Below are 11930 nucleotides of genomic sequence, written 5' to 3'. Positions count from 1 at the left end.
TCACTTGACCATGTCGGCGACCGCGTCGGGCGGGTTGTGCCGCACGTCGGTGCCCTTGACGATGTAGATGATCTGCTCGGCCAGGTTCTTCGCGTGATCGCCGACCCGCTCGATCGCCTTGGCGACGAAGACCAGATCGATCGCCGCCGAGATGGTGCGCGGGTCTTCCATCATGTAGGTGATGAGCTTGCGCATCAGGCCGTCGAACTCGCGGTCGATCTCGTTGTCCTGACGGATCACCTCGAGCGCCTGGTTGGTGTCCAGACGCGCGAAGGCGTCCAGCGACTTGCGCAGCAGGTTGGTCGCCAGGCTGGCCTCGTGCGAGACATCGCCCACCGGGAAACGCAGCCGGCTCGACACCCCGGTGCTCACCAGCCCCTGCACGGTGCGGGCGATGCGCGCGGCCTCGTCGCCGACGCGCTCGAGGTTGCCGATGGTCTTGGAGATGGCGATCAGCAGGCGCAGATCGCGTGCGGTCGGCTGGCGGCGCGCGATGATCGACGACAGGTCACGGTCGATCTCCATCTCCATCTGGTTGACCCGCTCCTCGATGCGGATCACCTGGGTGGCGATGTCGGTGCTGAACAGCGTCAGCGCCTGGACCGCCTGGGCCACCTGGGCCTCGACCAGGCCGCCCATCTCGAGCACGCGGGTGGAAATGCCGCTGAGCTCGGCGTCGAACTGGCTGGAGAGATGCTTGTCCATCGAGAGACTCCTGTGTCCTGTGTCCTGTGGTCCTGGTTCCGGGACCGCGATCAGCCGAAGCGACCGGTGATGTAGTCCTCGGTCTCCTTCTTCTTCGGCTTCATGAAGATGTCGGAGGTGGGGCCGAACTCGATCAGGTCGCCCAGGTACATGTAGGCGGTGTAGTCCGAGCTGCGCGCGGCCTGCTGCATGTTGTGGGTGACGATCAGCACGGTGTAGTCGGACTTCAGCTCGTCGATCAGCTCCTCGATCTTGCCGGTCGAGATCGGGTCCAGCGCCGAGCACGGCTCGTCGAGCAGCAGCACTTCCGGCTTGATCGCGATGCCGCGTGCGATGCACAGACGCTGCTGCTGGCCGCCCGACAGGCCCGAGCCGCTCTGGTCGAGCTTGTCCTTGACCTCGGTCCACAGCGCGGCCTTCTTCAACGCCCACTCGACGCGCTCGTCCATCTCGACGCGCGAGAGGTTCTCGAACAGGCGCACGCCGAAGGCGATGTTGTCGTAGATCGACATCGGGAAGGGCGTCGGCTTCTGGAACACCATGCCGACGCGGGCACGGATCAGCGAGACGTCTTCCTTGCTGGTCAGGATGTCCTGGCCGTCGAGCAGGATCTGGCCTTCGGCGCGCTGCTCGGGGTAGAGCTCGAACATGCGGTTGAAGGTGCGCAGCAGCGTCGACTTGCCGCAGCCCGAGGGCCCGATGAAGGCGGTGACCTTCTTCTCGGGCAGATCCATGTTGATGTTCTTCAGCGCGTGGAAGGCGCCGTAGTAGAAGTTCAGGTTGCGCACCGACAGCTTGACCTTCTCGGTCGTCGGCAGATTGACTTGGGTATCCATGATGGGTGACTCAGTGCTCAATGCTCAGTGCTTGTTGCGCAGGAAGGTGCGGGCGATGATGTTGAGCGCCAGGACACCGATGGTGATCAGGAATACGCCGGCCCAGGCCAGCTTCTGCCAGTTCTCGTAGGGGCTCATCGCGAACTTGAAGATGGTCACCGGCAGGCTGGCCATCGGCTCGTTCAGGTTGGTGGTCCAGAACTGGTTCGACAGCGCGGTGAACAGCAGCGGCGCGGTTTCACCCGAGATGCGAGCGATCGCCAGCAGCACGCCGGTGATGACGCCGGCGCGGGCCGACTTCAGCGTGATCGACAGGATCACCTTCCACTTCGGCGTGCCCAGCGCGTAGGCGGCCTCGCGCATCGCGTTCGGGATCAGGCTGAGCATGTTCTCGGTGGTGCGGATCACCACCGGAATGACGATCAGCGCCAGCGCCAGCACGCCGGCAAAGCCCGAGAAGGACTTGAAGCGGTCGACCCAGACGGCATAGATGAACAGGCCGATCACGATCGAGGGTGCCGACAGCAGGATGTCGTTGATGAAGCGGGTCACGCTGCCCAGCCAGCCGGTGCGGCCGTACTCGGCCAGGTAGACACCGGCCATCACGCCGACCGGCGTGCCGATCAGCGTGGCCAGCGTCACCATCATCAGCGAGCCCATGATCGCGTTGGCCAGGCCACCGATCTCTTCCTGGGGCGGCGGCGTCATCTCGGTGAAGGTCATCAGCGACAGGCCGCCGAGGCCGAGGCGAATGGTCTCGAACAGGATCCAGACCAGCCAGACCAGACCGAAGGCCATCGCCGCCAGCGACAGCAGCAGCGCGACGTTGTTGACCCACTTGCGGCGGCGATGCATCGCCGCGCGCGAGGCATGCAGCGCGGAGGTGGCTGCGGTGCTCGAGGCAGTGCTCATGGAGGAGGTGTTCATGTCAGCGGCCCTCGTTCTTCTTCAGCTGCGCCAGCAGCACCTTCGAGAACGACAGCACCACGAAGGTGATGAAGAACAGCACCAGGCCCAGATAGATCAGCGAGGCCTGATGCAGACCCTCGTTGGCCTCGGCGAACTCGTTGGCCAGCGCAGAGGTGATGCTGTTGGCCGCCTCGAACAGCGACAGCGAGTTGAGCTGGTTCATGTTGCCGATCACGAAGGTGACCGCCATCGTCTCGCCCAGCGCACGGCCCAGACCCAGCATCACACCACCGACCACGCCGGTCTTGGTGTAGGGCAGCACCACCTTCCAGACCACCTCCCAGGTGGTCGAGCCCAGGCCATAGGCGGACTCCTTCAGCATCGGCGGCGTGACCTCGAAGACATCGCGCATCACCGAGGCGATGAACGGGATGATCATGATCGCCAGGATGATGCCGGCCGACATCAGACCGATGCCCACCGGCGGACCCGAAAACAGCTCGCCCAGCACCGGCACGCCCTGGAACAGGCCCTGCAGCGGCATCTGCACATGTTCGGACAGCAGCGGGCCGAAGACCATCAGGCCCCACATGCCATAGACGATCGACGGCACGGCCGCCAGCAGCTCGACGGCGATGCCCAGCGGGCGCTTCAGCCAGGCCGGCGACAGCTCGGTCAGGAACAGCGCGATGCCGAAGCTCACCGGCACTGCGATCAGCAGCGCGATGATCGAGGTCATCAGCGTGCCGTAGATCATCACCAGGCCGCCGTACTGGTCCTGGACCGGATCCCATTCGCTGCGCCACAGGAAGGACAGGCCGTACTCGCGGATCGCCGGCATCGCGCCGTCGATCAGCGACACGATGATGCCGATCAGCAGTGCCAGCGTCAGCAGCGCGCTGGCACGCGCCAGCAGCGCGAACAAGGTGTCGGCCCAGGGCTTGCGTGCACTGCGGGGCTGGCCGGAGCCGGAAGTCTTGATCATGTTCTTGGCTGCAGTCGGTGAACTGTCAGCCGGCAGTGTAGCGGCCATGGCCACTCCTTCTGGGGGGTTCTTCATGGCAAAGGCGAGTCGGCAGCGCAAGGGGCGCACCGGCTCGCCTTCGGTGGGAACAGACCCGATCCGATCAGATCAGCCCGGATCAGGCCCGTTCAGATCACTTGTAGGCAATCGCCTTGCCGGAGCCGTCCTTGATCTCGGCCCACTGCTTGCGCACCAGCGCCTTGACCGAGTCCGGCAGCGAGACGTACTCGAGGTCGGCCGCCATCTTGTCGCCGTTGGCATAGGCCCAGTCGAAGAACTTCAGCGAACCCACCGCCGAGGCCGGCTTGTCCTGCGCCTTGTGCATCAGGATGAAGGTGGCGCCCGTCAGCGGCCAGGCGTCCTTGCCCGCCTGCTCGGTCAGCACCTGGTAGAAGGACTTGCTCCAGTCCGCACCGGCCGCCGCGGCCTTGAAGTTGGCGTCATCCGGCGCGACGAAGTTGCCGTCCTTGTTCTTCATCAGCACGTGCGACATCTTGTTCTGCTTGGCGTAGGCGTACTCGACATAGCCGATCGAGTTGGGCAGACGCATCACGAAGGCCGACACGCCTTCGTTGCCCTTGCCGCCGGCACCGGTCGGCCAGTTGACCGCGGTTCCCTCGCCCGCCTTGGCCTTCCACTCGGCGTTCACCTTCGACAGGTAGTTGGTGAAGATGAAGGTGGTGCCCGAGCCGTCGGCACGACGCACGACCGAGATGGCCGCGTCCGGCAGCGGCACGCCCGGGTTCTGCGCGACCAGCGCCGGATCGTTCCACTTGGTGATCTTGCCCAGGTAGATGTCGCCCAGCAGCTGGCCGGTCAGCTTGATCTGACCCGGCTGAATGCCCTTGATGTTGACCACCGGCACCACGCCGCCGATCACGGTGGGGAACTGCATCAGGCCGTCGGCCGCCAGTTCCTCATCCTTCAGCGGCATGTCGGAGGCACCGAAGTCGACCGTCTTCGACTTGATCTGCTTCAGGCCGGCGCCCGAGCCGACCGACTGGTAGTTCACCTTGGCGCCGGTGGCCTTGTTGTAGGCATCGGCCCACTTCGCGTAGACCGGAGCCGGGAAGGTCGCGCCTGCACCGGTCACGTCCTGAGCAGAGGCCAGCGAGGCCGCAGCCAGCAGGGTGAAGGAAAGGAGACCGCGACCGAAAGCGCTGGAATTCATGACGTGTCCTTGGTGACTTGTTGCAAAACCGGCGCCAGGGCCGTGACAGGCTGCATGCTAGGGTCGGTTTGTGACACTTCCGTGACCCCTCCAGCCGCTCGGCATTGTCATGAGAGGGTCACGGCTCGTCGAGACACTTCTGCAGTTTGTAGCGATCCATAGCGATCAGATCTCGAGGAGCGACTCCATGCCACAACCCAAGCGCCTTTTCCTGGGCAGCGTCGGCGCCATCGCCTGCGCCCTGCTGATGTCGGGCTGCGCCAGCCTGAACCCGGCCCCGACGCTGGCCGACACCCTGGCCGCCCGGCCGGAGCTGTCGACGCTGAACCGTCTGGTGACTCAGGCCGGTCTGCAGGACACCCTGCGCGGCGAGGCGGCGCTGACGGTGCTGGCCCCGAACGACGAGGCCTTCAAGGCGGTGCCCAAGGCCACGCTGGACGCACTGGCTGCCGACCCGGCTCGGCTCAAGGCCGTGCTCGGCCACCATGTGGTCGCGGGTCGGGTGAGCGCACGCGAGATGCCGGCCAAGGTGCGCACCAGTACCGGCACCGAGATCACCACCTCGCGCGCCGGCGACTTCGTGACGCTGGAAGAAGCGATGATCGTGCAGGCCGACCTGCCGGTCCGCAACGGCACCGTGCATGTCATCGACCGCGTGCTGATGCCGCCGGTCAAGAAGTAAGCCGGGGCCGAGCAAAGCCAAGGGGGCGGATCCTGGCGGATCCGCCCCCTTGCTGCTTCTGGGTCTTTCTGCCTCGCGGATCAGTCGCGCAGCGTCGCGGCCAGGCGCTCGGCGCTGGAGCGCGCGACCTCGGCATCGCGCGCCTCGACCATCACCCGCACCAGCGGCTCGGTGCCGGAGGCGCGGATCAGGATGCGGCCGCTGTCGCCGAGCTCTGCCGTGATGACCGACTGCATCTCGGCCAGCGCGCGGTTGGCCTTCCAGTCCTGGCCGGGCTTCAGGCGCACGTTGATCAGCGTCTGCGGGAACAGCTCGACGCCCTCGAGCATGTCGGCCAGCGACCTGCGGCCGCGCTGCAGCGCCTGCAGCACCTGCAACGCGCTGACGATGCCGTCGCCGGTGGTGTGGCGGTCCAGCGCCAGCAGATGGCCCGAGCCCTCGCCGCCGAGCTGCCAGCCACGGCGCGAGAGTTCCTCCAGGATGTAGCGATCGCCCACCTTGGCACGGATGAACTCGATGCCCTGGCCGCGGATCGCCAGCTCGACGGCCATGTTGGTCATCAGGGTGCCGACCACGCCGGGCACGCGCTCGCCCTGCGCCAGCCGGTCGGCCACCATCACGTACAGCAGCTCGTCGCCGTTGTAGATGCGGCCGTCGCTGTCGACCATCTGCAGCCGGTCGGCATCGCCGTCGAGCGCGATGCCGTAGTCGGCGCTGTGCGCGCGCACCGCCGCCAGCAGCGTGCGCGGATGCGTCGCGCCGACGCCCTCGTTGATGTTGTAGCCGTCGGGCTCGCAGCCGATGCGCACCACCTCGGCGCCAAGCTCGTGGAACACGTCCGGCGCGATCTGGTAGGCCGCGCCGTGCGCGCCGTCGACGACGATCTTCAGGCCCTTGAGCGACAGCTCGTTGGAGAAGGTCGACTTGCAGAACTCGATGTAGCGGCCGGAGGCATCCTGCAGCCGGCGCGCGCGCCCCAGCGCCACCGAGTCGACCCAGACCGGCTCGCGCTCGAGCTCGGCCTCGACCTGGATCTCCCAGGCGTCAGGCAGCTTCTCGCCCTTGGCCGAGAAGAACTTGATGCCGTTGTCGCCGAAGGGGTTGTGCGAGGCGCTGATCACCACGCCCAGGTCCAGCCGCAGCGCACGCGTCAGGTAGGCCACGCCCGGCGTGGGCAGCGGCCCGGTCAGCATCACGTCGACGCCGGCCGAGTTCAGCCCGGCCTCCAGCGAGGACTCCAGCATGTAGCCGGAAATGCGGGTGTCCTTGCCGATCAGCACCACCGGGCGCTCGCCATCGGGGCGGCCAGCGCGCAGCACGCGCCCCACCGCATTGCCCAGACGCAGCGCGAAGTCCGGCGTGATCGGATAGGTGCCGACGGTGCCGCGAATGCCGTCGGTGCCGAAATACTGTCTGCTCATCTCGTTTCAGTCCTGGGGTCGAGTGCCTCTCCTGCCGCCGGCAAGGAAATGCCCTTACAGAAACATTTCATTACACAGGCGGGTCACCGATTGTCGCTGCTGGCGGATGAAGCCCGCGCGACTCTTTCCTTAATTAACAGCCTTTGCATGCCGTGGGCATGGGATGGATCAGGTTTCGGCACGCGGCAGCAGATCTGCCGCCTGCCAGACCTTCAGCGCATCGGCGGTCTCGGCCACATCATGCACCCGCACGATGCGAGCGCCGCAGTGCGCCGCAGCCAAGGCAGCAGCCACGCTGGCGACCATGCGCTCGCCCACCGGCCGGCCGCCGGTGACCGCACCGAGCGAGGACTTGCGCGACCAGCCCGCCAGCACCGGCAGCCCCAGCGCGAGCAGCGCCTGCTGGCCGCGGATCAGCGCGAAGTTGTCCTCGACCCGCTTGCCGAAGCCGATGCCCGGATCGAGCACGATGCGCTCGCGCGCCACGCCACGCGCCGCCAGCTCGGCCACCCGGCCGGCCAGATGCGCGGCCACCTCGGCGACGACATCGTCATGGTGCGGCGCCAGCTGCATCGTGCGCGGCTCGCCCGTCATGTGCATCAGGCACAGACCGCAGGACGGGTGGGCCGCAACTGCATCGACCGCGCCGGGTGCGCGCAGCGCGGCAATATCGTTGACGATGTCGACACCCAGATCGAGCGCGCGGCGCATCACCTCGGGCTTGCAGGTATCGACCGACACCGCCACGCCCAAGGTCAGCGCATGGCGCAGCACCGGCGCGATGCGCCGCCACTCCTCGTCGGCCGGCACCGGCTCGGCCCCGGGCCGGGTCGACTCGCCGCCGATGTCGAGAATGTCGGCGCCCTGCCCGATCAGCGTCTCGCAATGCCGCAGCGAGGCCGCCGGATCGCGCCCGCCATCCGAGAAGGAATCCGGCGTGGCATTGACGATGCCCATGATGCGCACCCGGTCGAGGGCCAGCACATGGCGGGTGGTGCGCCAGACTGGCGCGCCATCAGGTCGGAACAGCAGCGTGGACATGGTCAGAGCGGGTCAGCAGCAACGCAGTCAGCGGAAACGAAAAAAGGCCGGCGGATGCCGGCCTCTTGCAGATGACTCCGGCGCACCGGAATCAGGCTGATCAGTCGGTCTCGCCGACGACGGCCACGGTCACGTCGACCACGACATCGTGGTGCAGCGCGATCGCGACGGTCTGCTCGCCGACGACCTTCAGCGGGCCGTTGGGCAGACGCACCTGCGCCTTGACGATCTCGACGCCTTGCGACTTCAGCGCTTCGGCGATGTCGGCGTTGGTCACCGAACCGAACAGACGGCCGTCGACGCCAGCCTTCTGGCTGATGGTGACGGTCTTGCCAGCCAGCTTCTCGCCTTGGGCCTGAGCGGCGGCCAGCTTCTCAGCCTGGGCCTTTTCCAGTTCGGCGCGGCGCGCTTCGAATTCCTTGATGGCCTTCTCGGTGGCACGGCGTGCGGCACCGGTCGGGATCAGGAAGTTGCGGGCATAGCCGTCCTTGACCTTGACGACATCACCCAGCACGCCCAGATTGGCGACCTTTTCGAGCAGGATCACTTGCATCGCGTTTCTCCTCTCAGACCTTGTGCTGGTCGCTGTACGGCAGCAGCGCCAGGAAACGGGCGCGCTTGATCGAGGTGGTCAGCTGACGCTGGTAGATCGCGCGGGTGCCGGTCAGACGGGCCGGCGTGATCTTGCCGTTCTCGCCGACGAAGTCGCGCAGGATGTCGAGATCCTTGTAGTCGATCGATTCGACACCGGCGACGGTGAAGCGGCAGAAACGCTTGCGCTTGAACAGCAGCGACTGCTGGTTGCGCTTGACCTTGCGGCCCTTGGAAAACTTGCTGCGCGGCGGGGGCATGAAGACCTCCTGATTACGGTGCGGATGTGTGAGGAACGGATTGGAACGAACTGATATGGAACATGACGCCACGGCCACTGCGCTGCTTGCCGAGAAAACCCTGGAACAGGGCTTCCTGGCCGACCTGCAGCTGCTGCAGGCGCCCGGCGGTCTCGCCGATGGCGGTCGCATGGATCTCCAGCGCGACCTGCCGAGGCATTCCGGCATGCTCGACCTGCGAGGCATGCGCCAGGCGGACATCGAGCGCCGGCAGACCGGCCGGGGTGTGGCGCAGCGCGGCGCGCTCGACGACGGTGGCTTGAAGGACAAGCTGGTTCATCGCGGTCGGTCGCAGGGTCGCGTGCGGCGTCAGGAACCGGATATCAGGCGCTCGCCTCCTGCTGGGACTTGCGCGCTTCTTCCTTCTCGACGCGCTTCATCATCGACGACGGGCCGGTCTCGGCCTTGTCGCGACGCACCGTCAGGTGACGCAGCACGGCATCGTTGAAGCGGAAGCCGGTCTCGATCTCAGCCAGGGTTTCCTTGCTGCACTCGATGTTCAGGCACAGGTAGTGCGCCTTGGCCAGCTTGTTGATCAGGTAGGCGAGCTGGAAGCGACCCCAGTCCTCGACACGGTGGACCTGGCCGCCCGAAGCGGTCACCAGGGCCTTGTAGCGCTCCAGCATGGCCGGAACCTGCTCGCTCTGGTCCGGGTGGACCAGCAGCACGATTTCATAATGACGCATCGAAACTCCTTGGGGATTCCTGTTGCGGAAGCCGCCCCGCAGCGTCTGTCACGGGTGCAGCAAGGGAAGAAAAGCCTGCGAGTATAGCGCGAATCAACCCTTGCCGGAAAGAGGATCGCGCAGACGCGCCACCACCGCCAGCTGCTCCGGGCCGGGCCGGGCGGTCAGCAGGCTGACCAGCACCAGCACCAGCGCACCGGCGGGCACGCCGAAGACGCCCGCGGCCACCGGATCGATGCCCCACCAGCGGCAGTCGGCCAGCGGCCAGGTGATGCCAAACATGCGCCGCAGCACCTCATGGTTGGTCACCATGTAGAAGACGCACACCAGCAGCCCGGTCAGCATGCCCAGCACCGCGCCGGTGCGGTTGGCGCGCTGCCAGAAGATGCCCAGCACCAGCGCCGGGAAGAAGGCCGCCGCCGCCAGCGAGAAGGCTGCCGAGACGAACTGCAGGATGTCGGCAAAGCGCATCGAGGCCAGGAAGGCTGCCATCAGCGCCACCACCAGCACCAGGAACTTCGACAGCATCACCCGGCGCATCGCCGGCGCGCGCGGGTTGACGAAGCGGAAGTACAGGTCATGCGACAGCGCGTTGGAGATGGTCAGCAGCAGGCCGTCGGCGGTCGACAGCGCCGCGGCCAGGCCGCCGGCGGCCACCAGATAGGTCACCACCAGCGGCAGCCCGCCGATCTCGGGTGCGGCCAGCACGATCACGTCGCCGCCCAGGTGCAGCTCGGCGAGCTGCAGCAGGCCGTCGCCGTTGATGTCCTCGACCGAGACCAGCGAGGGGTCGAGCTTGGCCCAGCGCCGGATCCAGCCTGGCAGCTGGTCGAAAGGCAGACCGATCAGATTGGTGAAGACTTCGTACTTGACCATCACCGCCAAGGCCGGCGCGGCCAGATACAGCAGCGCGATGAAGAACAGCGACCAGCCGACCGAGCGGCGCGCCTCGCTGACCGAGGGCGTGGTGTAGTAGCGCGTCAGCACATGCGGCATCGCCGCGGTGCCCAGCATCAGGCACAGCACCAGGGCCAGGAAATTGCGCCGGCCCTCCTCGTAGTCGCGCCGCTGCTGGGCGTCGCCACGCGGGTCGCCGGCCACCAGCGGCTGGGCCTGGGGCGGCAGCCCGCCCAGCGGCCGGGCGCGCTGCAGCGCCTCCTCGTACTCGCGCTGATAGACCTGGCGCGCCTCCTCCTCGGTCTGCGGCCGGGTCAGCAGGCGGCGCTCGACCTGCTGGATGCGCGAGGGCGCGGCGTCGGCCGCCTGCAGCGCCCGGGCCTGGGCGGTCAGCGTCTCGACATCGTCGGCCATGGCCTGGCGCACATCGTCGAGCTTGTGGCGGGCGTCGGCCGCACGCACCTCGAGCTGGCGGATCACCGCCAGCTCGGCCGGATCGTCCTTGAGCATCTGCTCGCGCAGCGAGACATGCTCGAGCTGCTGTCCGTAGGAGAACAGCGGGAAAGGGCTGCCCGTCTGGTTCAGCGACAGCCAGACCACCGGCGTCAGGTAGGCGATGATCAGCACGATGTACTGCGCCACCTGCGTCCAGGTGACCGCACGCATGCCGCCCAGGAAGGAACACACCAGCACCCCGCCCAGCCCGACGAAGATGCCGATCTCGAAGCTGAAGCCGGTCAGGTGCGAGGTGATCAGCCCGACGCCATAGATCTGCACCACCACGTAGACGAAGGACACCAGCGTCACCGCGATCACCCCGACCAGCCGAGGCCAGGTGCCGCCATAGCGCGCGCCCAGGAACTCGGGAATGGTGAAGCAGCCGAGCCGGCGCAGATAGGGCGCCAGCAGCAGCGCGACCAGGCAGTAGCCCCCGGTCCAGCCCAGGATGTAGGCCAGACCGGCGAAGCCCTGCAAATAGAGCACGCCGGCGGTGCCGATGAAGGAGGCGGCCGACATCCAGTCGGCCGCGGTGGCCATGCCGTTGTAGACCGCCGGCACCCGGCGGCCGGCGACGTAGTACTCGGCCTCGTCGGTGGTGCGCGACATCAGGCCGATGGCCGCATAGACCGCGACGGTGGCGATCAGGAAGGTGCCGCCAATCCAGCTGCGCGGCCAGCCTGCATGCTCGAGCGCCGCCAGCAGGCCGACGAACACCAGCACGCACAGGGTGTAGAGAGCGTAGCGGCGGTTGAGCGTGCGGGTGAAGACCCGCGTTTCCTCGGAGGTCGACAGATCCGGCCTCGTCATGAGGCGCGCATGCCGGACTCGGCCTGCGCGCAACGCCGCTCGAGGCGATCCATCACCCAGCCATGGCCGACGATGATCAGCAGATAGACGGCGATCGCACCCTGGGTCGCCCACCAGTAGCCCGCCGGCATGCGGCCGACCCGCCAGGCATCCAGCGCCGAGGACCACCACGACACGCCCAGGGTGACACCGAACCACAGCGCCAGCCCCAGCACGGTCCAGAGGCGCACCCTGCGCCAGTACACCCTTGCCCTCATGGCAGATTCGCCCACTTTCTCGCCTTGCATGCTTGTCACCTCGGCGTGAATTGTGCGCGCATGCGTCCCCCGGTACCACGGGACTGACACCAAGAGGCCGACA

Annotated in this window: 14 protein-coding genes; 1 reads left to right on the top strand and 13 read right to left on the bottom strand. The window is 67.0% G+C overall.

Translation table 11 applies throughout. From position 1 onward, the window contains the following. The 5 genes from phoU to pstS all read right to left on the bottom strand — a co-directional run bounded on the left by phoU (position 1) and on the right by pstS (position 4645). Positions 1-705 carry a phosphate signaling complex protein PhoU gene (phoU, locus tag BW996_RS18740; RefSeq protein ID WP_037477708.1) on the bottom strand — a complete coding sequence of 235 codons (705 nt, stop codon included), beginning with the start codon at positions 703-705 and terminating at the stop codon, positions 1-3. A gap of 50 nt (positions 706-755) precedes the next feature. Further along, positions 756-1541 (bottom strand): phosphate ABC transporter ATP-binding protein PstB, encoded by a 786-nt coding sequence (gene pstB / locus BW996_RS18735; protein WP_037477710.1) that lies wholly within the window; start codon positions 1539-1541, stop codon positions 756-758. 24 nt (positions 1542-1565) lie between these two features. Further along, entirely contained in the window at positions 1566-2453 is an 888-nt protein-coding gene (gene pstA, locus BW996_RS18730; protein ID WP_076459051.1) for a phosphate ABC transporter permease PstA, read from the bottom strand. Positions 2454-2469: 16 nt separating this feature from the next. Further along, entirely contained in the window at positions 2470-3435 is a 966-nt protein-coding gene (gene pstC / locus BW996_RS18725; RefSeq protein WP_051631465.1) for a phosphate ABC transporter permease PstC, read from the bottom strand. Between the two features lie 172 nt (positions 3436-3607). Beyond that, positions 3608-4645 carry a phosphate ABC transporter substrate-binding protein PstS gene (gene pstS / locus BW996_RS18720; protein WP_037477716.1) on the bottom strand — a complete coding sequence of 346 codons (1038 nt, stop codon included), beginning with the start codon at positions 4643-4645 and terminating at the stop codon, positions 3608-3610. 187 nt (positions 4646-4832) lie between these two features. On the opposite strand from pstS, the gene BW996_RS18715 reads away from it, so the two are divergent. Continuing rightward, on the top strand, positions 4833-5327 hold the full coding sequence (locus BW996_RS18715; RefSeq protein WP_037477718.1) for a fasciclin domain-containing protein: 495 nt from the start codon (positions 4833-4835) through the stop codon (positions 5325-5327). Positions 5328-5407: 80 nt separating this feature from the next. Here BW996_RS18715 and glmM read toward each other — a convergent pair whose 3' ends face one another. The 8 genes from glmM to BW996_RS18675 all read right to left on the bottom strand — a co-directional run bounded on the left by glmM (position 5408) and on the right by BW996_RS18675 (position 11827). Further along, complete coding sequence (gene glmM / locus BW996_RS18710; RefSeq protein ID WP_037477720.1) at positions 5408-6748, bottom strand: phosphoglucosamine mutase; 1341 nt, start codon at positions 6746-6748, stop codon at positions 5408-5410. A gap of 168 nt (positions 6749-6916) precedes the next feature. Continuing rightward, on the bottom strand, positions 6917-7789 hold the full coding sequence (gene folP / locus BW996_RS18705) for a dihydropteroate synthase (protein ID WP_051631466.1): 873 nt from the start codon (positions 7787-7789) through the stop codon (positions 6917-6919). A 100-nt stretch (positions 7790-7889) separates the two neighbouring features. Beyond that, on the bottom strand, positions 7890-8342 hold the full coding sequence (rplI, locus tag BW996_RS18700) for a 50S ribosomal protein L9 (protein WP_037477722.1): 453 nt from the start codon (positions 8340-8342) through the stop codon (positions 7890-7892). A 13-nt stretch (positions 8343-8355) separates the two neighbouring features. Beyond that, positions 8356-8640, bottom strand: coding sequence for a 30S ribosomal protein S18 (gene rpsR / locus BW996_RS18695; RefSeq protein ID WP_037477724.1), 285 nt, complete (start codon positions 8638-8640; stop codon positions 8356-8358). Between the two features lie 13 nt (positions 8641-8653). Then, the gene (gene priB, locus BW996_RS18690) at positions 8654-8959 is read right to left on the bottom strand and encodes a primosomal replication protein N (protein WP_037477726.1); all 306 of its coding nucleotides are present in this window, start codon (positions 8957-8959) and stop codon (positions 8654-8656) included. A gap of 43 nt (positions 8960-9002) precedes the next feature. Beyond that, the gene (gene rpsF / locus BW996_RS18685; RefSeq protein ID WP_037477728.1) at positions 9003-9365 is read right to left on the bottom strand and encodes a 30S ribosomal protein S6; all 363 of its coding nucleotides are present in this window, start codon (positions 9363-9365) and stop codon (positions 9003-9005) included. Between the two features lie 93 nt (positions 9366-9458). Then, positions 9459-11570 (bottom strand): sodium:solute symporter family protein, encoded by a 2112-nt coding sequence (locus BW996_RS18680; protein WP_037477730.1) that lies wholly within the window; start codon positions 11568-11570, stop codon positions 9459-9461. Then, positions 11567-11827, bottom strand: a complete 261-nt coding sequence (locus BW996_RS18675; protein WP_076459048.1) for a DUF4212 domain-containing protein — start codon at positions 11825-11827, stop codon at positions 11567-11569. The genes BW996_RS18680 and BW996_RS18675 overlap by 4 nt, the downstream gene beginning before the upstream one ends. Positions 11828-11930 lie beyond the last annotated feature (103 nt).

Source organism: Sphaerotilus natans, assembly GCF_900156335.1.
GTDB lineage: Bacteria > Pseudomonadota > Gammaproteobacteria > Burkholderiales > Burkholderiaceae_C > Sphaerotilus > Sphaerotilus natans.
Note: the sequence above shows the minus strand (reverse complement) of the source record. Positions and strands in the feature narration are given on the sequence as shown.

Excerpts from the sequence above, each read along its gene's own strand:
- BW996_RS18715 (WP_037477718.1), top strand. The coding sequence starts at position 4,833 with ATGCCACAACCCAAGCGCCTTTTCCTGGGCAGCGTCGGCGCCATCGCC.
- BW996_RS18680 (WP_037477730.1), bottom strand. The coding sequence starts at position 11,570 with ATGACGAGGCCGGATCTGTCGACCTCCGAGGAAACGCGGGTCTTCACC.
- pstA (WP_076459051.1), bottom strand. The coding sequence starts at position 2,453 with ATGAGCACTGCCTCGAGCACCGCAGCCACCTCCGCGCTGCATGCCTCG.
- glmM (WP_037477720.1), bottom strand. The coding sequence starts at position 6,748 with ATGAGCAGACAGTATTTCGGCACCGACGGCATTCGCGGCACCGTCGGC.
- pstC (WP_051631465.1), bottom strand. The coding sequence starts at position 3,435 with ATGATCAAGACTTCCGGCTCCGGCCAGCCCCGCAGTGCACGCAAGCCC.
- phoU (WP_037477708.1), bottom strand. The coding sequence starts at position 705 with ATGGACAAGCATCTCTCCAGCCAGTTCGACGCCGAGCTCAGCGGCATT.
- BW996_RS18675 (WP_076459048.1), bottom strand. The coding sequence starts at position 11,827 with ATGAGGGCAAGGGTGTACTGGCGCAGGGTGCGCCTCTGGACCGTGCTG.
- folP (WP_051631466.1), bottom strand. The coding sequence starts at position 7,789 with ATGTCCACGCTGCTGTTCCGACCTGATGGCGCGCCAGTCTGGCGCACC.
- rplI (WP_037477722.1), bottom strand. The coding sequence starts at position 8,342 with ATGCAAGTGATCCTGCTCGAAAAGGTCGCCAATCTGGGCGTGCTGGGT.
- pstB (WP_037477710.1), bottom strand. The coding sequence starts at position 1,541 with ATGGATACCCAAGTCAATCTGCCGACGACCGAGAAGGTCAAGCTGTCG.
- rpsF (WP_037477728.1), bottom strand. The coding sequence starts at position 9,365 with ATGCGTCATTATGAAATCGTGCTGCTGGTCCACCCGGACCAGAGCGAG.
- pstS (WP_037477716.1), bottom strand. The coding sequence starts at position 4,645 with ATGAATTCCAGCGCTTTCGGTCGCGGTCTCCTTTCCTTCACCCTGCTG.
- rpsR (WP_037477724.1), bottom strand. The coding sequence starts at position 8,640 with ATGCCCCCGCCGCGCAGCAAGTTTTCCAAGGGCCGCAAGGTCAAGCGC.
- priB (WP_037477726.1), bottom strand. The coding sequence starts at position 8,959 with ATGAACCAGCTTGTCCTTCAAGCCACCGTCGTCGAGCGCGCCGCGCTG.